This is a genomic window from Fictibacillus enclensis, from assembly GCF_001457035.1.
Lineage (GTDB): Bacteria > Bacillota > Bacilli > Bacillales > Fictibacillaceae > Fictibacillus_C > Fictibacillus_C enclensis.
The window spans coordinates 1,901,775-1,922,138 of record NZ_KQ758617.1 but is presented as its reverse complement, the minus strand read 5'-3'; the positions used below and the strand labels follow the sequence as shown (position 1 = coordinate 1,922,138).

Below are 20,364 nucleotides of genomic sequence, written 5' to 3'. Positions count from 1 at the left end.
ACCCTTCCCTTAAAGATATGAAATGGATGGCCAGGAGGTGTGCGGATGTCATGCTATTAGGCGGATTTCCTATTCTACATGGCTAAATTCAAAGACTTCCTCTATAATACTAAAAGTAGACCCTACAAATGTAAAAAGTCAGGTGATAAAAAATGAAAACAGCGTTTGACCGTTTAAATATAAAACCTTTTTTATTAAACGCAATGACCGAGCAAGGTTTTAAAAAACCAACCGATATTCAGGAACGGGTTGTTCCCGGGATATTGAAGGGCCACGACATTATCGGCCAGTCACAAACCGGATCAGGAAAAACTCTTGCTTTTTTGCTTCCGGTTCTGAGCAAGATCGATCCAGCGAGAAATGAAATTCAAGCTGTGATTACCGCACCAACAAGAGAACTGGCACAACAGATTTTTGATGAGTACGAAAAATTGACTCCTTATTTTCCGGAAGACCAGTATGTGCGAGCCAAGACCGTGGTCGGTGGTACCGACCGGAAACGAATGGCAGACCGTTTGAAGAATGCACCCCATCTTATCATAGGAACTCCGGGCCGCATTAAGGATCTGGTTAACAACGAAGGAATCAGTATTTTTTCGGCAACCACACTTATTGTGGATGAAGCGGACCAGATGCTTGATATGGGATTCATTGAGGACGTTGACCAGGTCGCTTCACGCATGGCAAATGAAATTCAAATGCTGGTGTTTTCAGCGACTATACCTGAAAAACTGCAGCCTTTCCTGAGAAAGTACATGAATAATCCCCGGCATGTTCATATCAGTCCGGAACAGGCAACGGCCAAAGAAATCAAGCACGTGTTAATCCCGTTAAAACACAGGGATAAAAAGAAAACACTGATTGAGGTGGCAAAGGCCTATAATCCGTATCTTTGCTTAATTTTCGTTAATACGAAAAAAACAGCGGACGAGGTCGGGGATGCAATGCTTGCAGAGGGAATGAATGTTGAACGCATTCATGGGGATGTGCCTCCGCGTGAGCGAAAAAACATCATGAAACGCGTACAAAAAGCCGAGTTCCAATATGTAGTTGCGACCGACCTGGCTGCGCGTGGTATCGATATTAAAGGCATCAGCCACATCATTAATTTTGAACTGCCGTCTGATTTGGATTATTATATTCATCGTACAGGCAGGACGGGACGTGCGGGCATGTCTGGTATTGCCGCAACCATTTATGAACCATCCGATCAGCTTGCGATCCAAAAGCTGCAAAGCCGCAAGATTCATTTTGTCCAGGAAGAAATCAAGAACGGTGAATGGATTGAAGTTCCTGTACGGATGAAAAAAGCTTCCGTTGAAAAAGGAAAGCAGGGAGCAAGCCTTCCAAAGCCCAAAAAAGTAAAGCCGGGCTATAAGAAAAAGATGGCTGAAGAAAAGAGAAGAATGGAAAAAAGGCAAAACCGCAATAAAAAGTAACAAACCGGTTAGAGAAGGAGAACAGGCGATGCTAAAACTAGGATCACATGTATCAATGAGCGGAAAAAAAATGCTGCTTGGCGCAAGTGAGGAAGCAGCTTCCTACGGAGCAAACACCTTTATGGTATATACCGGCGCTCCCCAAAACACGCGCAGAAAAAAGATTGAAGACCTTAACATTGAGGCCGGGATCAAGCATATGCAAGAAAACGGCATGACGGAACTCGTCGTGCATGCACCATATATTATAAATATCGGAAACTCATTGAAGCCTGAAACGTTCCAATTGGGAGTAGACTTTCTGCGTTCGGAAATTGAACGGACTGCAGCAATCGGCGGAAAGCAGATTGTCCTTCACCCGGGTGCACATGTGGGTGCCGGAACAGAAGAGGGAATCAAAAAGATCATTGAAGGATTAAATGAAGTACTGACACCGGATCAAACCGTGCAAATTGCACTTGAAACCATGGCCGGAAAAGGCTCAGAGTGCGGGCGTACCTTTGAGGAGCTTGCAGCTATTATTGAAGGGGTACATCAAAATGACAAGCTTTCCATCTGTTTTGATACGTGCCATACGCACGATTCCGGCTACGATATTATCAATGACTTCGATGGCGTTATCAATTCATTCGATAAAATTATCGGGCTTGACCGTCTGAAAGTCCTTCATATTAATGACAGCAAAAACGAATGTGGAGCGAGCAAAGACCGTCACGAAAATATTGGGTTTGGGAAAATTGGATTTGATGCATTGAATTACATCGTCCATCACCCGCAGCTAGATGATATTCCAAAAATTTTAGAAACTCCTTATGTGGGAACAGATAAAAACAACAAAAAGCCTCCTTACCAATTGGAGATCGAGATGTTGAAGAATAAAGAATTTGTTCCTACTCTGCAGGAGCAGCTGCTGACGGTATGACTAAAAAGAGACGGAAGGTGAACTGCACCAGGGTATGCTGTTCATGTCCGTCTCTTTTTTTTATCTGTTTAAATAATTGTTGATTAAGTATTGGATGGTTGCTGCCTTTTCGCGATTGACTTCATGAGCTATGGCTTGAATGATTTCTTCCCGTTGTGCAGCATTCATTATGTTTATGTTATATCTTCTTAAAATGTTTACTACTTGAGTGGCTTCCTGCATAGAAACGGGAAACTGGTGCTGTGCGGCCAGACCGACGAGCTCTTGTGCAGTAAGCTGATTTAACTTGTTGTTGATCATATGAACCATAATCGGATTCATGATATCCCCTCCTGTCACCCTATCCTATGAAGGAGCGGAAAAAAAGTGAACAGAAAAAAGCCGTTTAAAACGGCTTTTTGATTGATCATTTATATGAAAGAATGAAAGACAAAGTTAATTAAAAATAATAAAGCGATGATGTACATGGGGGCAGGAATCTGCTTTCGTTGCCCAACAGCCAATTTTAATATAGGGTAGGCGATGAAGCCAAATGCCAGCCCGTCCACAATACTGTAAGTGAGCGGAATAAGCGCGATGATCAAAAATGCAGGAAATCCTTCTGTAAAATCGGAGAGAGGAATCTGCTGTATGTTTTGAACCATCAATCCCCCAATAATAATCAGAACAGGCGCAATCGCCCCATCCGGAATCAGACTTAAAAACGGCGTAACGGCAATGGAAGCAAGGAACAGGATTCCAGTCACCACACTTGTCAGCCCGGTCCGACCGCCTTCTGAGATGCCGGCCGCACTTTCTACGGTAGAAATGGTAGGACTTGTCCCGAAAACTCCCGAGATAAGAGACGTGACAGCATTGGCCTGAAACGCTTTTGGAAACTTTTTTTGGTCCGGAAGAAGGCCGTGCAAAAGTCCCATGTTTTCAAACGTTACAATCATGGTTAAGGAAAATGTAGCGATCCAGAAAGGAAGGCTCCACATTCCTTTAAAATCGGCTCCGAAAAAAAGCTGCATAAATGGAGAAAGTTCCAATTTGGTATGTGAATCTTCGGCCGCATGTTCCCATCCTGTAACATAGCCAATCAGACAGGTGACCGCAATTCCAATAAGAAAGCTTCCTTTTATGTTTCTTGAAAAAAGAAACAGAGTAATAATAAGACCGATGATGGTCAGCAAGGTTGTGGGATGGCTTAAATGGCCAAGTTTCACAAATGTGGTTGTGCTCGCTTCAATAATACCGCCTTTTTGAAGGCCGATAAACGCCAGGAACAAACCGATTCCTACGGTTATGCTATGCTTTAAGGAAGCTGGGATGCTTTCTGACAGGACATCTTTAAGCTTTGTTGATGCGATGATAAGAAATAAAATGCCTGAGAGAATAACAGCAGCGAGCGCTTCTCTCCAGGACAGCCCCATACCCTGTATAATCGTATAGGTAAAAAAAGCGTTGACGCCCATTCCCGGAGTCAATATGATAGGGGCATTGGCGTAAAACCCCATAAAGAAACATCCGGCAACTGATGTCAGAATGGTAGCCAGCAGTACACCGTAATAGGGCATTCCGGCGTCCGCCAATATAAGCGGGTTGACGATAATGATATAGGCGATCGTAAAAAACGATGTAACCCCCGCCAATATTTCCCGTTTCACTGAACTGTGGTGCTTTTCTACTTCAAAAAATCTTGATAACTTCAAGTGTTTCCCTTCTTTATTTACTTATCCCTCGCCCACCCGGCATCCTGCTATCGCAGGCTGCCAATTAAAAATTATAACGCACCGCTAATCTTTTGACTACTTCTTCTTTTGACAATGGGATTGGTTTTGAGCGAAAAAAGGATGATACATATGAACTATAAAGCAGTTTGTTTTGATATGGATGGAGTATTGGTAAATACAATGGACGATCATGCTTTGGCTTGGCACCACGCGTTCCGCGAACAGGGGCATGTAGTCAAAGCGGCCGATTTTTACGAGCTGGAAGGTATGCCAGGCATGCAGACTATTCTTCATGTGAACCGTATTTACGGACTGCAGCTTCCTTTGGAACAGCAGGAGGCGATCTACCGCAACAAGCGGACCCACTTTGTGAAGCATTCCAAGTATGGGTTTTATCAACACACCTTACAGGCTCTTAAAGGTTTATCCCAATCCGGAATTCCAATCGGTTTGGCCACGGGCAGCAGGAAGGAATTTGTGAACGAGGTACTGGAAAGGCTTGAGGAGATGGGTATAACATTTGATGCGGTGATTACAGGTGATGATGTGGAAAAGGGAAAGCCTTCACCTGAACCTTACGAAAAGGTCTTTGCGCAATTTTCATACCGTCCAAATGAATGGATCGTGGTTGAAAATGCACCGCTTGGCATCCAGGCAGCTGTGGCTTCAGGAGCATTCGTTCTGGCTCTTTTAACTACACTGCCTGAAGAGAAGCTGATTTTGGCGAATGACATTTTGAAGCATCATCAAGAACTTAAAGAGTATTTATTGAGTGAAGTTGGTGTGCAGGCGAGGGATTTTACAAAATAGAGGGATTCTTGTATACTTTACAGGAATATAAATCGTAATCGTTACTATTGCTTGGAGGCGCTTATGTCAAAACACGATAATACGGCTGCCGTGAAAATCGAGAATTTATCTTTTCATTACGGAGACAGGTATGTTCTTGATCGCATAAATTTTGAAATACCGAATGGTGCTTTTATCGGGCTTGTCGGGCCAAATGGCTCCGGAAAATCCACCCTGATTAAATGCATTCTGGGTTTGCTGAAGCCCCAATCCGGAAGGGTATCCTTTTTTGGTATTCCTCTCGGTCGATTTAAAAATTGGGAAGAAGTTGGGTATGTTTCCCAAAAAGCGAACAGTTTTAACACGGCTTTTCCAGCAACCGTATATGAAGTGGTGTCAATGGGGTTGTTCGGTAAGGTCGGGCTTTTTCGTTTTTTAACGAAAAAACACAAACAAAAAATAATGGGGGCCATTGAAACGGTGGGTATGACCGAATTCACTCACCGGAATATCGGTGAACTTTCTGGCGGCCAACAGCAGAGAGTATTTATCGCAAGAGCCCTGGTCAGTGATCCAAGGCTGCTCATTCTTGATGAACCGACAGTAGGAGTGGATGCCGCATCTGTATCCAACTTCTATCAGATGCTTAAGAGCCTCAACGAAGAAAAAGGACTGACATTATTGCTCGTCACCCACGATGTCGGTGTAATGTCCGACTATGTAACCCATGTTGCCTGTTTAAATAATCAGTTGCATTTTCATGGGGATACAAAAGAATTCAAAGAAATCTCAAAAGAGGGTTTCTCTCAGATGTATGGGCATCATGTCCATGTACTGGAACATCTTCATTAACCGGAGGAAGTTTGGATGTCATTTCCGTTTTTTCATTATGAGTTTTTACAAAATGCGTTTTTAACCGGCATCATGATCGGCCTTTTAGCTCCGGTTCTTGGCGTGTTTATCGTTGTCAGAAGACAGTCCCTGATCGCCGACGCACTCTCGCACATTACGCTGGCCGGCATCGCAGCCAATTTGATGCTGGGCCGGAGCCCTGGGTTTTTCCAGGGGTTGAACCCGCTATATATGGGGATGGTTTTTTCAGTAGGTGGAGCAATTGGAATCGAGCAGCTCCGGAAGGTTTATAAGCATTATGAAGAGCTTGCGATTCCTATCATCATGTCTGCAGGTATTGGACTCAGCGTCATTTTTATTTCATTGGCGAACGGCTTTAATACGGACTTATTTAATTATCTTTTTGGAAGTGTGCTGGCTGTGAAAAAATCGGATGTTTGGACCGTTTTTTACATCCTTTTGCTCGTGTTTGCTTTTGTCCTGTTTTTGTACAAGGAACTTTTTTTGCTTTCTTTTGACGAAGAACAGGCAGCTGTTTCAGGAATTAAAGGAAAGTGGATTCAATTTTTGTTTATTATCATGGTAGCCTTGGTCATCGCATCCTCCATGAAGATTGTTGGAATACTTCTGGTTTCCGCACTGATGACGCTTCCGGTTGCGGCAAGTCTGCGCATTGCCAATGGATTTAAGCAGACCTTTGTTCTTTCTGTTATTTTTGGTGAGACAGCTGTGATCCTTGGCTTGATATCTTCGTACTACTTGAACCTGGCTCCCGGCGGAACCATTGTTATGATCTCTGTGTTGATATTACTGCTTTCTCTTGCCTGGAAAAAATGGAGAGCCAGAAAACCGATATTGAGTGAATAGTGGAGGTGGAAAAATTTGGATGTTTTAACCGCGATGGATTTATTAAAAAAGAAGGGCTTTAAATACACCGACAAACGCAGGGATTTGTTGCAATTATTTTCGGATGAAAAACGATATCTAAGTGCAAAAGAGGTTCAGGATGCCTTAAAGGAAAATTATCCAGGACTTAGCTTTGATACCATTTACAGGAATCTCTCCACTTTTTCCGAGCTCGATATTCTTGAGGAGACTGAGCTCGAAGGAGAAAAGAAGTTCCGCTTTACGTGTCCGACCAAGGAGCATCATCATCATCTCATCTGTCTGAAATGCGGAAAAACAAAAGAGGTCAATGCGTGTCCCATGGAAAATGTAGCAACGGATTTGTCCGACTTTCAGGTAACGGGCCATAAGTTCGAAATTTACGGTGTCTGCCAAGTGTGTGTGAATTGAAATGGCGGGTATGATGATTCTCCAAATGGCGCATCCTAGCTGTAAAAGGAGGAGAGTCATTTGCCAACCGTAAAATGTAATGTAGCAAATTGTACCTATTGGGGAGAAGGCAATAATTGTGTTGCCGATGCCATCCTTGTAGAAATCGATAAGCATGCCAATAAAGACTACAAAATGGAAGCAAGCGGAGAGCTGATCGGAGATGCCAGGCATAAAGACAGCGCGGATAAATCTGCTGAAACATGCTGCCATACGTTTAAACAAAAGCAGTAATAAAAAGAGGAGCGCACGCGCGCTCCTTTTTATTTTGGACCTTTTAAATTTCATAATTATTAACAACTATATTTCAACGTGATCAAGACATACTAAAAACGCTCCAATTCAGAAAGAGAGGGATTAGTATGGCAGAAAATAATGCATCGGAACCCGTTAACCGTGATCCGGATTACAGAGAGGAAATGGCTGCAGATGTTGTGCCCATCACAAGTGGTACAGCACTGCCGGAATACGAGCGTCCGCGAGACGACTCAGAGATTCATGAAAGGCGAAAAGGACAGGAAGCCAGGGAGGATGCAGGCCAAACCGGAAGGGTCATTGGCATGTTTTCGGTTATTCTCTCTGTCCTGTCATTGTTTATTCTTCCCGTGCTTTTTGGCGCCGCCGGTATTATCGGAGGATTTGTTGCTGTAAGGCGCGGAGCTGCCACTTCCGGTTACTGGGCGATCGGAATTGGAATTGCTTCTATCGTAATCAGTTTGCTGTTTGCACCTTTCTTTTAGAAACAATCTGTGGAGCACATAAAAAACCCCTGCCAGCATGGCAGGGGTTTTCCATTTATACAAGTTCAGCTTGCTGTTTGGAATGATATTCTTCAGCCAGCTTGTCTATTTCTTTTTTAAGCTCATCAAGCAATTGATCTTCAGGGATCTTGCGTACAATTTCGCCATGGCGGAAAAGCAGCCCTTCGCCTCTGGCACCGGCAATTCCGATGTCAGCTTCACGGGCCTCGCCAGGTCCGTTTACGGCACATCCGAGCACCGCTACTTTAATTGGAGCACGCACTTTGGAAATGTATTCTTCCACTTCATTGGCAATAGAAATCAGATCAATTTCAATCCTTCCGCATGTCGGGCAGGAGATCAGTGTAGCAGCATCAGAAAGCAATCCAAAGGATTTGAGAAGTTCTCTTGCTACTTTTACTTCTTCTACCGGGTCGGCACTAAGCGAAACACGAAGTGTATTTCCGATGCCTTTGTTTAAAATAACGGCCAGTCCGGCAGCACTTTTTACAGTTCCGGCAAATAGTGTTCCGGATTCGGTAATACCGAGATGAAGCGGGTAGTCAAAGGCCTGTGCAGCTTTTTCGTACGCTTCAATGGCAAGATTGATATCGGATGCTTTCATGGAAACAATGATGTCGTGAAAGTCCAGATCCTCAAGGATTTTAATATGGTCAAGGGCGCTTTCGACCATTCCCTCCGCTGTTGGATATCCGTATTTTTCAAGATATTTTTTTTCAAGAGAACCAGCGTTTACACCTATTCGAATTGGAATGCCTTTGGCTTTTGCTGCTTTAACGACAGCCTCCACTTTTTCCCGGCGTCCAATGTTTCCCGGATTGATTCTGATTTTATCTGCTCCGCCTTCAATGGCTTTTAGAGCCAGTTTGTAGTCGAAATGGATATCAACCACAAGAGGGATGGAGATTTGTTTCTTTATATCAGCAATAGCCTCTGCTGCACGCATGTCAGGACAGGCGACACGCACAATTTGGCAGCCTGCCTCTTCCAGGCGTTTGATTTCAGCAACAGTTGCTTCCACATCATGAGTCTTCGTTGTTGTCATACTTTGAACAATAACCTGATTGTTTCCGCCAATGGTTAAAGGGCCGACTTTCACAGGTCTTGTTTTTGAACGATGCGTAATTTCACTCATAGGTGAACCGCTCCTTTAATCTCTATTTATTCATAACAACAGATTTTTTCCATCTGTACAATAGTATATTTTAGCAAGGTTGTCTTTAGTTTGGCAAGGAAACGAGTCCTTTAATTCTTTTTATATACCGGAAAATTATAGCTTTTGCCCACTTGGATACTTTCCGGACGTATTCCGTGATTCAAACGCTGAAAGTCCTTTGCCAGGTCGGGGATCGGTTTGGAAAGGGAGGATGGATTCAGTCTTTCAATCACTGACAGTACTGTATCTCCGGAAGAAATTTTGACCTTTTGATAAGGTGTGCTATTTTGGATACTAATTGCGGCAACAGGAGCAGCCTTTTGATTGTACGGCTGAAGGGTACCAACCTTTAGATCATAGGCAATCGTATAAACGACAACAAGGGTGAGGCAAATGTATATAAACTTTTTCATAAGCTTGTCCTCCTTTATTTAGGACATGTATATGTACGAGCGATCAATTTATTCCTTTTTTATCGCTGTTGAAGCTTCAAGGATAAGTTTGCGGGGAGAAAGATGTGTGGTGTAAAATGGGAGATGTATCTTAAAAAGAGAGAGAAAGATACATGGGTACAGATGGGAAAAACAAATTATGAGGTGGAGTATAAACATGAATCGGAATGTAAAATGGTTAATTCCAATGCTGCTTGCACTTGTTTTTATGGTTCCTTTAAAAGCATTTGCTGACGCAGCTCCCGGAGATGTCATCGTTACATTGGGGGAAGATTTGACTCCGGATCAAAAAACAAAAATTTTGAATGAAATGGGCGTATCCTCAGATGTGGATACTGTTACCGTAACGAACGAGGAGGAACATCAATATCTCGGTAAATATGTTTCAAAGGCCCAGTTGGGCACCCGGGCGATTTCATCTTCAAAAGTTACCCTGGCAGAAAAGGGGAAAGGGCTTCATGTTGAAGCTAAAAACATCAATTGGGTAACAGACAGCATGATTGTGAATGCTCTTGTTACCGCGGGTGTTAAAGACGCCGACATTTATGTGACCGCCCCATTTGAGGTATCGGGTACAGCCGCCCTTACAGGAATTTTAAAAGCATATGAACAAAAAGCAAATGTAAACATTCCCGAAGAAAAAAAGCAGGTAGCCAATGAGGAAGTGGTTAAAACCGCTGAGCTTGGTGACCGTATTGGAACAAAAGAAGCGACTCAGCTGATTACCGAAATCAAGCAGGAGCTTGCGGATCATCCGGTAAAGAGCGAGGATGAACTCCGTGATTTGATCAAACGCGTAGCTGAACGACTGGGAATCACACTGACAGATGATGAATTAAACAGCCTGGTTTCCCTTTTTAATAAAATGAAGGATTTGAACATAAACTGGGATAGCGTTCAAGACCAGCTGCATAACGTCAGAGATAATCTTGATGGTTTTCTCAATAAAGAAGAAACACAATCGTTTCTTCAAAAATTCATTGATTTCATTATTTCCATCATAGATGGCATAAAAGGTCTTTTCCAAAAGTAAAAGGCCATACGAAAAGGAGCCGAAACCGGCTCCTCTTTTTATGCTTGTGGATCAGGTGTTTCTTTAATGGAAAGATGTAGGAAGAGGGAAGCCACTGCCCAATAAATGATAAAAGAGAAGGGCACCTCGGTATGTAAAAGCTTCATGACCGCAAAGAAAACCGTAGGCAGGGTAACGGAATAGGCGGACATGACCCACAATCTTCTGTAATTAAGGCTTCGGCGGCTGATGTTCTGCAAAACAAGGCCGATGACGGCGAGGACAGTTACGCCAATAAACTTCATGGCTACAGTAAAGAGGTAAATGAACAAAAAAATCAATGGAAGCAAAATAGGAAGCAAATCCGAAAGTTTATTGATCCAGGAACTCACATCCTGTTTGGTCAGTGTCACATCGCCAAGCGTCTGATACGGAAAGGCTTGGGTTTCACCACCCGATGTAATGATCGCCTTGTTCTTTAACATGGCAATGACATCATTGTACTTATTAAGGTCGCTTTCCTTTACGGCTCCCGTGGTATCAAAGATAAAGGTTTGATTGTCATCGGTTTGAATGACGGGCTTTTTGAGCTGTGAAGAAAGCTTTCCATCCTTTAACGTGAAATCAGGTATATCGGACTTCATGGATTGCTCAAATTCCTCGGTGCCTGATTTAAAGGCCATGGAAAATGTAATTCCAAAGGGAATGGAAGTGAGAAAAATAAGAAAAAATATGTATCCGATTGCTTTTCCAACCCCTTGAAAGCGTAGACGCGCCACAGTCTGCGGGGAATACAGACTCTTAATAAAATGATTGACAATTCTCATGTAACTCCTCATTTCCTAAATGGTCTCTATTAATTTTAGCGAATAATGAGAAAACAAACAATGTGCAGCCATTGGTTTGTTAAGGTTTTCGGAAGCATCTTTACAGAACATTTATAAAACTAGATAATATCAGAAGGATGATTAGTAAAAAGGGGTTGTCAAATACATTGAGTGTTCAGGATATGCTGTTTCAGTTTTTGGGCGGACTCGGCCTTTTTCTTTTTGGAATCAAATATTTGGGCGAAGGGCTTCAGAATTCTGCCGGAGACCGGCTACGAAACATTCTTGACAGTTTAACAACAAATCCATATACAGGGGTTCTCACTGGTCTGTTTTTTACGATATTAATTCAGTCCAGCTCCGCCACCACTGTAATGACTGTCGGACTTGTTAATGCACGCATGCTTACATTGAGACAGGCAGTGGGAATCATTATGGGAGCTAATATAGGCACAACTTTTACCACTTTTATTATTGGCTTTGATGCTGCAGCCTTCGGTTTGCCTTTGCTCGCAGTGGGTGGATTCTTTGTTTTCTTTATTCGCAGCTATAAATATATTTCCATTGGACGAATTCTTTTTGGACTTGGCGCACTGTTCTTTGGAATACAGTTGAAGGCATCGGGAATTGAGCCGCTGCAAGTCCTAGATTTTAAAAATTTAAATGACCATCTTAATGACCAGCCCTTTTTGGGGATAGCCATTGGGACACTAGCTACTATGTTTATGCAATCCTCCAGTGCAACTGTAGGAATTCTTCAACAAATGTTTTCCATGGATTGGATTCATCTGAACGGTGCCCTTGCTGTATTGTTTGGTGAAAACATTGGAACAACCATCACCGCAGTAATTGCAGCCATCGGAGCTTCTCAGAATGCCAAGCGTGCGGCGCTCGTTCATGTGCTTTTTAATGTAATCGGCACCGTCATTTTTTTCATTTTCTTTATCCCCTACAAAAGCATTATTGAATGGTTCGCACGCACGATGAATTTACAGCCGGCGATGGAAATCGCATTTGCACACGGCTTTTTTAATGTCGCAAGCGTCATAATTTTGTTTCCGTTCATTTCATTGTTGGTTTATGCTGTTACCCGTTTGATCAGGGATGATGAATGGACCGTTGATACCCAAACGGTGAAGCTGGATGAAAAAGTGATTAACAGTTCAGCTGAATTTGCCTTGCATCAGGCGAGACAGGAATTGCTGAAAATGGCGGCCTATTCCCGGGATGGCCTTAGACTGGCGTTGCTTTTTTTTCAAACACGAAAAAACCGTTATGCTGACACTGCCATGCAGTATGAAGAGGAAATTAACCGGTTTGACCGACAAATCACAAAATTTCTCGTAAAATTATCGATTCATTCTCTTTCCAAAAACGAATCAACTGAGCATACGATGCTGCTCAACCTCTGCAAGGATATCGAACGAGTGGGGGACCATATGAAAAATATGATTGATCTGGTCTGTTTTATGGCTAGAAACAATATTAAGCTTTCAGAGGTCACTTCCAGGGATTTTGAGAATATGATGATTCTTACCCAGTCGTGTCTGGAAAAGGCCATTAAGGCGCTGGAGACCAATAATAAGTTCATGGCTGAAGAGGTACTCTCCATTGAAGATGATATTGATGAAATGGAAAGAACGTTGAGAAAGAAGCATATTCAGGATATCAACAATAATTTGAGCACCGGCCAGGAAAGTGTTGTCTATGTTGATTTCATCAGCAATCTCGAACGGATCGGTGATCATTCCGTCAATATTGCTGAAGCTGTTCTTGAGCGATAAAAAATGCGAGGATAGTTGGAGGTAAAACGTTGGATTATTTATATTGGACGCTGATCATCTTGTCTTTTCTGTTTGCCTTTGCAGGCTTAATCTATCCGATTTTGCCAGGCGCACTGTTTCTTGTACTGGGGTTTGTTTTGTATGGCTTGTTTTATTCCTTTCACTCATACACGATCTTTTTTATCGTTGTGCAGTCCGTTCTGCTGGCGAGTTTGTTTGTTGTGGATTATGTCAGCAATTTATATGGAGTCAAAAGGCGGGGAGGTTCGAAAGCGGCAATATGGGGGAGTACCATCGGCCTGCTTGTCGGTCCGTTTGTCATTCCGGTGGCCGGTATTATTGCCGGTCCATTTATCGGGGCGTTTCTGGCTGAACTCGTTATTGGACGCAAATCTCCCATGGATGCCTTCCGAGTCGGTGTAGGCTCGGTCCTTGGCTTTTTGGGAGGGACGGTAGTTAAGATCGTCATTCAATTGATTATGATTGGATACTTTTTGTATGTGGTTTTATAAAAAAGTGCTTGCTAAGCGGATGGGAACATGCTATATTTATATCTGTCTTCTCGACAACGGCCAACCAAGGCTGTTGAAAAAAGAGTTGACTTACATAATGGAAAAATGATATAGTAATTCTTGTCCCTTAGAGGACAACATAATTGTTCCACAGTAGCTCAGTGGTAGAGCTATCGGCTGTTAACCGATCGGTCGTAGGTTCGAGTCCTACCTGTGGAGCCAACTATGGCGGTGTAGCTCAGCTGGCTAGAGCGTACGGTTCATACCCGTGAGGTCGGGGGTTCGATCCCCTCCGCCGCTACCATATTTTTTAGGCGATGGCGATCGTGGCGAAGTGGTTAACGCACCGGATTGTGGTTCCGGCATTCGTGGGTTCGATTCCCATCGGTCGCCCCATTATACTTACATATATGATATACTAAATAAAACCACATGGACCCTTAGCTCAGTTGGTCAGAGCGGTCGGCTCATAACCGATTGGTCGTAGGTTCGAGTCCTACAGGGTCCACCACATACAATCATACGGAGGTATACCCAAGTCTGGCTGAAGGGATCGGTCTTGAAAACCGACAGGGGCTTAGCGGCTCGCGGGGGTTCGAATCCCTCTACCTCCTCCATTTACTTTGTAAAGAGGAATAACATTCGTAACATATCATCGCGGGGTGGAGCAAGCCTACGACGGTGAATCAGCACCAATGATGGCTTGTCTCGACGGATACACTTCAAGAAACAGCGTGTAGAGGAAGAGACAACAAACTCGGACTCATCGTCCAAAACCTTAATATCATCGCGGGGTGGAGCAGTCTGGTAGCTCGTTGGGCTCATAACCCAAAGGTCGCAGGTTCAAATCCTGTCCCCGCAACCAAAGTGGCTCGATAGCTCAGTCGGTAGAGCAGAGGACTGAAAATCCTCGTGTCGGCGGTTCGATTCCGTCTCGAGCCACCATTTCTATACATACGTAACCTTTGCCGTTTTGGCAAAGGTTTTTTGTTTACAACATTTCAAAATAAATGCGTCGAATATGCTCGATTAGTGTCAACATATACGGTTTGAGAGTAAAAGGGGCTTTTTTGAGAATAAATCGGTTCATTTTGAGAATAAACACAGGAGTTTTGAGAATAATTAAATATCACCCGCTAATGTGTGGACATTTATGATAAAAATTCATTCCAAAAGGGAGAGGTCTGTTACTCTCCAGTCTAAGATTAACAAAAAAATTGCAAAACTGTGCATTTTGCAGGGAATTTACCGCTTTTTAATCCATTTCTATGAAAACAAGGCATAGCGCTCTATTCCCTCGTAAAAAATAAGCTTCTTCCAATAAGGGTTTATCGTTGAAAGATAAGGGTAAATCTGATAATGTATGTGTTGTGCTACTTATTAAACATTCTTGTTGACTAAGTTTTCAATTTGGGGTTTCCCAAAATGAAATAAAAAATGAACTACATATCAAGGAGGAGATGTATCATGGCAAAGTTTGAACTGCCTGCTTTACCTTACGCCGCAAACGCACTTGAACCACACATTGATGAGGATACGATGAATATCCACCATGACCGTCATCACAAGACATATGTTGACAACTTGAACGCAGCTCTTGAAGGCCAATCCGAGTTTGAAAGCAAAAACTTGGTTGACATTCTGACTAACCTTGATTCTCTACCAGAAAACATTCGCACGGCTGTACGCAATAACGGCGGCGGGCATGCGAACCACAGTTTGTTCTGGGAAATCCTTAAACCAGGCGGATCCAATGAGCCAACTGGTGAAGTGGCTGATGCCATCAACAACAAATTTGGAAGCCTTGATGCTTTCAAAGAGCAGTTCGCGAACGCTGCAAAAGGCCGTTTCGGATCTGGCTGGGCATGGCTTGTTGTAAATAACGGTGAGTTGGAAGTAACAAGCACTCCCAACCAGGACAACCCTGTAATGGAAGGCAAAACACCAATTCTTGGACTTGATGTTTGGGAGCACGCTTATTACCTTAAGTATCAAAACAAGCGTCCTGACTATATCAACGCATTCTGGAATGTTGTAAACTGGGATGAAGTTGAAAAACGCTACAACGAAGCAAAATAAGCAAGTATTTCAGGTGAAAGCCGGTTTCCTCAGGGGAGCCGGCTTTTGTTTTTATTGGAATTACAATAAAAACCAATTTTCCGATTGGCGAATAGCCCCTTATAAGTGGTGAAAACTACATGTGAATTGCAAAGGGGCGAGATCATGAAATTTAAATTGTTCGGAGATACAGACAGAACGAAGGAATTGCTTTTATTGCTTGTGATTGGCGGACTGTTCGCGCTGAGCACCGCTTTGTCCAATACATTCGTTAACATTTATTTGTGGAAACAGTCGGGAGAATTGAGAGACATTGCTCTATATAATTTATCCATTGTGTGCATTCAGCCTGTTGCTTTTTTTATTGCGGGGAGATTAACCAAAAAAATTGACAGGGTTATTGTACTTCGAATTGGTGTTACCATCCTGTCGCTGTTTTATTTGTTTGTGCTTTTTCTGGGAGAACAGGCAAGCGAGCGTCTTCTCTTGCTTGGAGGTCTTCTTGGTGCGGGCTCAGGGTTCTACTGGCTGGCTTTTAACGTGTTGACGTTTGAAGTGACTGAGCCGGACACGCGTGATTCCTTTAACGGTTATCTTGGTGTATTCAATTCGTTATCGGGTATGGTTGGACCTATAACCTCGGGATTCTTAATTTCCCAGCTGGATAAGTTTACTGGCTATCGCATTATTTTTACCGTCTCGTTGTTTTTGTTTTTTACAGCTGTAGTCATCAGCTTTTTCTTGAAGCGGCAAAAAGCCGAAGGGAAGTTTCATATATGGCAAATCCTTAAATCCCGGGCATACAATCGAAACTGGGCGCGAATCTTGTATGCCCATTTTTTTCAAGGGATTCGAGAAGGCACATTTATCTTTTTGATCGTCATCTGGGTTTATATTATTTCAGACAGTGAATTTGCGCTTGGCACGTTCGGCCTTGTTCAATCGGCAGTATCTTTTATCGGCTATTTTGTTGTATCCCGGTACATGAACAAGGAACGAAGGAAAAAATCCATCTTTGTTGGAGGGTTGATCCTGTTTCTTTCGCCGTTCTTGTTTTTAATGAATGTCACCTTTCCTCTTTTAATGTTTTATGGTGTTGTGATCTCGATCGCCTATCCTCTTCTTCTCGTGCCATATGTTTCTCTGACTTATGATGTGATCGGGAGATGTGACAATGCAGGGCCGATGAGAGTGGAGTATATTGTCGTGAGAGAACTTTTTTTAAATGCGGGACGAATCCTTTCGATTGTTATTCTGCTGATCACGATTCAGTTCTTTAATGGGGACTACAGCATTCCACTATTGCTTCCAATCCTTGGAGCCGGGCATTTTGTCATTTACTTTTGTGTGCGGTCCATTCGATTTTCGAACCTTCCAAAATCAGACATTGTATCCAACTACTCACAGAACAATACAGATCGAGAAGACGGCAGCAGAGTGTGACATTTTTCTTTCCGAAACAGTGATTTACTGTTACTATTATTGTAGTAAATCAATTTGTGGAAAATGGAAATGAGCAGAAACTCTTTCCATACATAGGTAAGGTGGAATGAATGACGAAAGAAACGAAGAAAAAGAATCATGTCCCTATACGTCTGAACGCCTTGTTTCTTGCGGTGTTCTTTCTTTTCTCAATTTTAATTTTCCGTCTGGGGTATGTACAGATTGTCCAGGGGGAAGAGTATCAGCGATCCGCGGATAAAAAGGAAAATGTAACCGCACGGCTGGATGCGCCGAGAGGGAAGATGATGGATACTGAAAACCGTGTAGCGGTGGATAATAAACCGGTATATTCCATTACGTATACACGTACACAGAAAACAAGTGCGGAAGACCGTGAAGCCATTGCCGAAAAGTTGGCTGGCTATATCAAAAAGGACACAAAAAATGTAACAGAGCGGGATAAAAAGGATTATTTTATCTTTCTGCATCAAAAGGAAGTAGAAAGCCGCATTTCGCCCGCTGAAAAGAAGCAATTGAATGATGATCAGTATTACAAGCTTATGCTTGACCGGATCACCAAAAAGGATCTTGATTCCTTTACTCCTCATCAAATTGAGGTACTGGCGATCAAGAGGGAAATGGACAGCGGATATGCCCTGACACCACAGCGTATTAAAATCGGTGCATCACAAAAGGAGATCGCCACAATCAGTGAGCATCTTTCCGATCTGCCCGGCATTGATATTAAGCCCGATGCCAAACGGGATTATCCATATGGTGATACGTTCAAAGCGTTGTTTGGACAGGTCAAACAAATCCCTTCCAGTAAAATGGATTTTTATTTATCACGAGGAAACGAACGAAATGATTTAGTCGGAACCAGTTTTCTTGAAGAGCAATACGAATCGTTGCTCAGAGGAAAAAAATCAAGTGTTAGATATGTAACCGATAAAGCAGGGAACCCGGTTGGCGAACCGGTAGAAGTAGAAGGTTCAAGGGGCAAGGACCTTACGCTAACCGTTAATATGGAGCTTCAGCAAAAAGTGGAAGACGTGATTGAAAAGGCCATGAAAAAAGCAAAATCCGGCGGATCTGCCTATGCCAACCGGGATCTTACGGAAGCTTATGTCGTTATGATGAATCCCGAAAATGGAGAGATTCTTTCCATGGCGGGAAAAAAATACGATACAAAAACCGGCCAATATAAAAACGCGCCATTCGGTACGGTGTATAACTCGTTTGAGATGGGTTCTGCCGTAAAAGGTGCGACAGTGCTCACTGGACTGCAGAAGGGAGCGATTACACCAGCCACGCATTTCTACGATGCTCCGCTCGTATTCGGTGACGGAAGGAAAATGAAATCTGCCCACTCAGGTCTTGGCAGCATCGGACCAGTGGAGGCACTCGAGGCTTCTTCCAACGTTTATATGTGGCATGTCGCAATGAAGCTTGCTGGCTATGATTATTCACATAAACGGTTTATTGACCATCACGTGGACGAGGCGTTCAGAGTACTGCGGGATTCATACAGCCAATTCGGTCTCGGCGTACCAACAGGAATTGATTTGCCTTCTGAAGCGACAGGCTATAACACAGGTATGAGCGATCAGCTTGCCCAGGCGATGTTCTTTGCCATCGGACAGTTTGATACGTATACACCGCTGCAGATGGCTCAGTATGTATCGACCATTGCCAACAATGGCTACCGAATGCAGCCGCATCTTTTAAAAGAAGTACGGGAACCTTCCACTCAGCCAGGAAAGCTTGGCAAATTGGATTACAAATTTGAACCCCATGTTATGAACAAAATTGAAATGAAACAAGAATACCTCGATGTGGTCCATCAGGGCTTCCGCCAGGTTATGGTGGGAAGCCATGGTACGGCGGCTGCGTATTTTAAAAACAAGAGTTATCAGCCGGCAGGAAAGACAGGTACCGCTCAGGTTGATGTTAAGTCGGGATTAAACAATAAAACCCTTGTTGGTTATGCACCGTATGACAACCCGGAAGTCTCTTTTGCGGTTGTGGTTCCAAAAGTCCGTGAAGGTTCAATCAACCTTGAGATCGGTTCAGGGGCACTTGATGCCTACTTTAAATTAAAAAAAGACGGAAATAAGACGAAATAACTAGCTGTTTGTAAAGAAAACGCGTCCTTTGGGCGCGTTTTTTTTTGTGCATAAATAATTTTTAGGCAGAAACACTAGTACAGATGTCGTGCTTTCTTTACAATCTCTTAACATTAGGTTCAAACAGCGTTAATAATGCTCGCTTATTGTAGTAGATGTGAAGTGATTAACCGATTGTTGGGGGTGGGCGATAGAGACAACGACAGTATAGAAATAGCAAAATCTCTATCAACAAAAAATCTTTTAAAACATTTTGGAGGGACCAAAGACAATGAAAAAAATGAAATCCGTTTATCTTTTGGCAGTAATGGCATTAATCCTGGTTGTTGCCACAGCATGTGGAAACAATAATAAAGACAACAGTGCGAATGGCGGCGGAGGGAAAAAAGCTTCCGGTTCAATCGTGGTTTCCGGTTCAAGTGCAATGCAGCCGCTTGTAGCAGCAGCAGCAGAACAATTCAAAGAAAAGAACCCTGATGCTGATATTCAAGTACAAGCCGGCGGAAGCGGAACAGGCCTAAGCCAGGTGTCAGAAGGCGCGGTTAAGATTGGTAACTCTGATGTTTTTGCTGAAGAAAAAGAAGGCATCCCAGCGGACAAGCTTAAAGATCACCAAATCGCAGTAGTTGGTATGTCTGCAGCTGTTAACCCTGAAGTAGGACTCAAGGATATTTCTAAAAAAGACCTTATCAAAGTATTCACTGGTGAAATCAAAAACTGGAAAGAACTTGGCGGAAAAGATCAAAAGATTGCATTGATTAACCGTCCCGATTCTTCCGGAACACGAGCTACTTTCGTTAAATATGCTCTTGATGGAAAAGAACCAGTCGAAGGTGCTGCAACAGAAGATTCATCAAACACAGTACAAAAATTGATCAAAGAAACACCTGGAGCTATCGGTTACCTTGCATTCTCTTACTTCACGGACAAAAGCGGTGTTACTCCACTTAGCATTGATGGTGTAAAACCGACAGACGAAAATGTTCAAAAAGGTAAATTCCCAATCTGGGCTTATGAGCATTCTTATACAAAAGGTGAGCCTAAAGGATTGGAAAAACAGTTCCTTGACTATATGATGAGCAACGATATCCAAAACAATCTTGTACCTGAGCAAGGATATATTCCTGCAAGCAAAATGGAAGTAAAACGTGATGCTGAAGGAAAAGTTACAAAAAAGTAAC

Annotated in this window: 20 protein-coding genes and 7 tRNA genes; 22 read left to right on the top strand and 5 right to left on the bottom strand. The window is 43.0% G+C overall.

All coding sequences use genetic code 11. The features are described from left to right. Nucleotides 1-152 precede the first annotated feature (152 nt). Together AS030_RS09945 and AS030_RS09940 are read left to right on the top strand one after the other, a co-directional pair. Nucleotides 153-1,439: a DEAD/DEAH box helicase gene (locus tag AS030_RS09945; RefSeq protein WP_061971133.1), complete on the top strand. Its 1,287-nt coding sequence runs from the start codon at nt 153-155 to the stop codon at nt 1,437-1,439. A gap of 28 nt (nt 1,440-1,467) precedes the next feature. Next, on the top strand, nt 1,468-2,361 hold the full coding sequence (locus tag AS030_RS09940; protein WP_061971130.1) for a deoxyribonuclease IV: 894 nt from the start codon (nt 1,468-1,470) through the stop codon (nt 2,359-2,361). Between the two features lie 60 nt (nt 2,362-2,421). On the opposite strand, the gene AS030_RS09935 is transcribed toward AS030_RS09940, so the two are convergent. Further along, nucleotides 2,422-2,682, bottom strand: coding sequence for a DUF2624 family protein (locus tag AS030_RS09935; protein ID WP_061971128.1), 261 nt, complete (start codon nt 2,680-2,682; stop codon nt 2,422-2,424). Between the two features lie 89 nt (nt 2,683-2,771). After that, the gene (locus AS030_RS09930; RefSeq protein WP_061971126.1) at nt 2,772-4,055 is read right to left on the bottom strand and encodes an NCS2 family permease; all 1,284 of its coding nucleotides are present in this window, start codon (nt 4,053-4,055) and stop codon (nt 2,772-2,774) included. 150 nt (nt 4,056-4,205) lie between these two features. Between AS030_RS09930 and AS030_RS09925 the strand changes: the two genes are divergently transcribed. The 6 genes from AS030_RS09925 to AS030_RS09900 all read left to right on the top strand — a co-directional run bounded on the left by AS030_RS09925 (nt 4,206) and on the right by AS030_RS09900 (nt 7,792). Then, nucleotides 4,206-4,886 carry an HAD family hydrolase gene (locus AS030_RS09925; RefSeq protein ID WP_061971123.1) on the top strand — a complete coding sequence of 227 codons (681 nt, stop codon included), beginning with the start codon at nt 4,206-4,208 and terminating at the stop codon, nt 4,884-4,886. 63 nt (nt 4,887-4,949) lie between these two features. Further along, complete coding sequence (locus AS030_RS09920; protein WP_061971121.1) at nt 4,950-5,717, top strand: metal ABC transporter ATP-binding protein; 768 nt, start codon at nt 4,950-4,952, stop codon at nt 5,715-5,717. 15 nt (nt 5,718-5,732) lie between these two features. Continuing rightward, nucleotides 5,733-6,584, top strand: coding sequence for a metal ABC transporter permease (locus AS030_RS09915; RefSeq protein WP_061971119.1), 852 nt, complete (start codon nt 5,733-5,735; stop codon nt 6,582-6,584). A 15-nt stretch (nt 6,585-6,599) separates the two neighbouring features. Further along, nucleotides 6,600-7,013, top strand: a complete 414-nt coding sequence (locus AS030_RS09910; RefSeq protein ID WP_061971117.1) for a Fur family transcriptional regulator — start codon at nt 6,600-6,602, stop codon at nt 7,011-7,013. A gap of 60 nt (nt 7,014-7,073) precedes the next feature. After that, the gene (locus AS030_RS09905) at nt 7,074-7,286 is read left to right on the top strand and encodes a DUF1540 domain-containing protein (protein WP_061971114.1); all 213 of its coding nucleotides are present in this window, start codon (nt 7,074-7,076) and stop codon (nt 7,284-7,286) included. Nucleotides 7,287-7,414: 128 nt separating this feature from the next. Continuing rightward, nucleotides 7,415-7,792 carry a hypothetical protein gene (locus AS030_RS09900; RefSeq protein WP_061971112.1) on the top strand — a complete coding sequence of 126 codons (378 nt, stop codon included), beginning with the start codon at nt 7,415-7,417 and terminating at the stop codon, nt 7,790-7,792. 55 nt (nt 7,793-7,847) lie between these two features. Here the strand turns inward: AS030_RS09900 and ispG are convergent, their stop codons facing one another. Further along, nucleotides 7,848-8,948 (bottom strand): flavodoxin-dependent (E)-4-hydroxy-3-methylbut-2-enyl-diphosphate synthase, encoded by a 1,101-nt coding sequence (gene ispG / locus AS030_RS09895; protein ID WP_061971109.1) that lies wholly within the window; start codon nt 8,946-8,948, stop codon nt 7,848-7,850. 110 nt (nt 8,949-9,058) lie between these two features. After that, a complete protein-coding gene (locus AS030_RS09890) occupies nt 9,059-9,382 on the bottom strand; it encodes a hypothetical protein (protein WP_061971107.1) in 324 nt (107 codons plus the stop codon). Between the two features lie 196 nt (nt 9,383-9,578). On the opposite strand from AS030_RS09890, the gene AS030_RS09885 reads away from it, so the two are divergent. Next, complete coding sequence (locus tag AS030_RS09885; RefSeq protein WP_141687046.1) at nt 9,579-10,454, top strand: DUF1002 domain-containing protein; 876 nt, start codon at nt 9,579-9,581, stop codon at nt 10,452-10,454. Between the two features lie 38 nt (nt 10,455-10,492). Here AS030_RS09885 and AS030_RS09880 read toward each other — a convergent pair whose 3' ends face one another. Next, nucleotides 10,493-11,260, bottom strand: coding sequence for a DUF1189 domain-containing protein (locus AS030_RS09880; protein ID WP_061971102.1), 768 nt, complete (start codon nt 11,258-11,260; stop codon nt 10,493-10,495). Between the two features lie 167 nt (nt 11,261-11,427). On the opposite strand from AS030_RS09880, the gene AS030_RS09875 reads away from it, so the two are divergent. The 13 genes from AS030_RS09875 (at nt 11,428) to AS030_RS09815 (ending at nt 20,363) form a co-directional block, all read left to right on the top strand. After that, nucleotides 11,428-13,044 (top strand): Na/Pi cotransporter family protein, encoded by a 1,617-nt coding sequence (locus AS030_RS09875; RefSeq protein ID WP_338082312.1) that lies wholly within the window; start codon nt 11,428-11,430, stop codon nt 13,042-13,044. Nucleotides 13,045-13,073: 29 nt separating this feature from the next. Next, nucleotides 13,074-13,556: a DUF456 domain-containing protein gene (locus tag AS030_RS09870; RefSeq protein ID WP_061971097.1), complete on the top strand. Its 483-nt coding sequence runs from the start codon at nt 13,074-13,076 to the stop codon at nt 13,554-13,556. A 147-nt stretch (nt 13,557-13,703) separates the two neighbouring features. Next, nucleotides 13,704-13,778, top strand: a tRNA-Asn gene (locus tag AS030_RS09865). Between the two features lie 5 nt (nt 13,779-13,783). Continuing rightward, nucleotides 13,784-13,860: transfer RNA gene (locus tag AS030_RS09860), tRNA-Met, on the top strand. 16 nt (nt 13,861-13,876) lie between these two features. Further along, nucleotides 13,877-13,952 (top strand) — tRNA-His (locus AS030_RS09855). 38 nt (nt 13,953-13,990) lie between these two features. Beyond that, nucleotides 13,991-14,067: transfer RNA gene (locus AS030_RS09850), tRNA-Ile, on the top strand. 13 nt (nt 14,068-14,080) lie between these two features. Next, nucleotides 14,081-14,173: transfer RNA gene (locus AS030_RS09845), tRNA-Ser, on the top strand. A 171-nt stretch (nt 14,174-14,344) separates the two neighbouring features. Beyond that, nucleotides 14,345-14,421, top strand: a tRNA-Met gene (locus AS030_RS09840). A 4-nt stretch (nt 14,422-14,425) separates the two neighbouring features. Beyond that, nucleotides 14,426-14,501, top strand: a tRNA-Phe gene (locus AS030_RS09835). Between the two features lie 522 nt (nt 14,502-15,023). Next, complete coding sequence (locus tag AS030_RS09830; RefSeq protein WP_061971094.1) at nt 15,024-15,635, top strand: superoxide dismutase; 612 nt, start codon at nt 15,024-15,026, stop codon at nt 15,633-15,635. A gap of 144 nt (nt 15,636-15,779) precedes the next feature. Beyond that, nucleotides 15,780-17,057, top strand: a complete 1,278-nt coding sequence (locus AS030_RS09825) for an MFS transporter (RefSeq protein ID WP_061971092.1) — start codon at nt 15,780-15,782, stop codon at nt 17,055-17,057. A 110-nt stretch (nt 17,058-17,167) separates the two neighbouring features. After that, nucleotides 17,168-19,183 carry a peptidoglycan D,D-transpeptidase FtsI family protein gene (locus tag AS030_RS09820; RefSeq protein WP_061971089.1) on the top strand — a complete coding sequence of 672 codons (2,016 nt, stop codon included), beginning with the start codon at nt 17,168-17,170 and terminating at the stop codon, nt 19,181-19,183. 271 nt (nt 19,184-19,454) lie between these two features. Next, complete coding sequence (locus AS030_RS09815) at nt 19,455-20,363, top strand: phosphate ABC transporter substrate-binding protein (RefSeq protein WP_061971087.1); 909 nt, start codon at nt 19,455-19,457, stop codon at nt 20,361-20,363. Nucleotide 20,364: the final 1 nt, after the last annotated feature.

Coding starts and splice junctions, on each gene's coding strand:
- AS030_RS09885 (WP_141687046.1), top strand. CDS start 9,579: ATGAATCGGAATGTAAAATGGTTAATTCCAATGCTGCTTGCACTTGTT.
- AS030_RS09935 (WP_061971128.1), bottom strand. CDS start 2,682: ATGAATCCGATTATGGTTCATATGATCAACAACAAGTTAAATCAGCTT.
- AS030_RS09925 (WP_061971123.1), top strand. CDS start 4,206: ATGAACTATAAAGCAGTTTGTTTTGATATGGATGGAGTATTGGTAAAT.
- AS030_RS09940 (WP_061971130.1), top strand. CDS start 1,468: ATGCTAAAACTAGGATCACATGTATCAATGAGCGGAAAAAAAATGCTG.
- AS030_RS09820 (WP_061971089.1), top strand. CDS start 17,168: ATGACGAAAGAAACGAAGAAAAAGAATCATGTCCCTATACGTCTGAAC.
- AS030_RS09815 (WP_061971087.1), top strand. CDS start 19,455: ATGAAAAAAATGAAATCCGTTTATCTTTTGGCAGTAATGGCATTAATC.
- AS030_RS09830 (WP_061971094.1), top strand. CDS start 15,024: ATGGCAAAGTTTGAACTGCCTGCTTTACCTTACGCCGCAAACGCACTT.
- AS030_RS09900 (WP_061971112.1), top strand. CDS start 7,415: ATGGCAGAAAATAATGCATCGGAACCCGTTAACCGTGATCCGGATTAC.
- ispG (WP_061971109.1), bottom strand. CDS start 8,948: ATGAGTGAAATTACGCATCGTTCAAAAACAAGACCTGTGAAAGTCGGC.
- AS030_RS09945 (WP_061971133.1), top strand. CDS start 153: ATGAAAACAGCGTTTGACCGTTTAAATATAAAACCTTTTTTATTAAAC.
- AS030_RS09915 (WP_061971119.1), top strand. CDS start 5,733: ATGTCATTTCCGTTTTTTCATTATGAGTTTTTACAAAATGCGTTTTTA.
- AS030_RS09880 (WP_061971102.1), bottom strand. CDS start 11,260: ATGAGAATTGTCAATCATTTTATTAAGAGTCTGTATTCCCCGCAGACT.
- AS030_RS09920 (WP_061971121.1), top strand. CDS start 4,950: ATGTCAAAACACGATAATACGGCTGCCGTGAAAATCGAGAATTTATCT.
- AS030_RS09890 (WP_061971107.1), bottom strand. CDS start 9,382: ATGAAAAAGTTTATATACATTTGCCTCACCCTTGTTGTCGTTTATACG.
- AS030_RS09825 (WP_061971092.1), top strand. CDS start 15,780: ATGAAATTTAAATTGTTCGGAGATACAGACAGAACGAAGGAATTGCTT.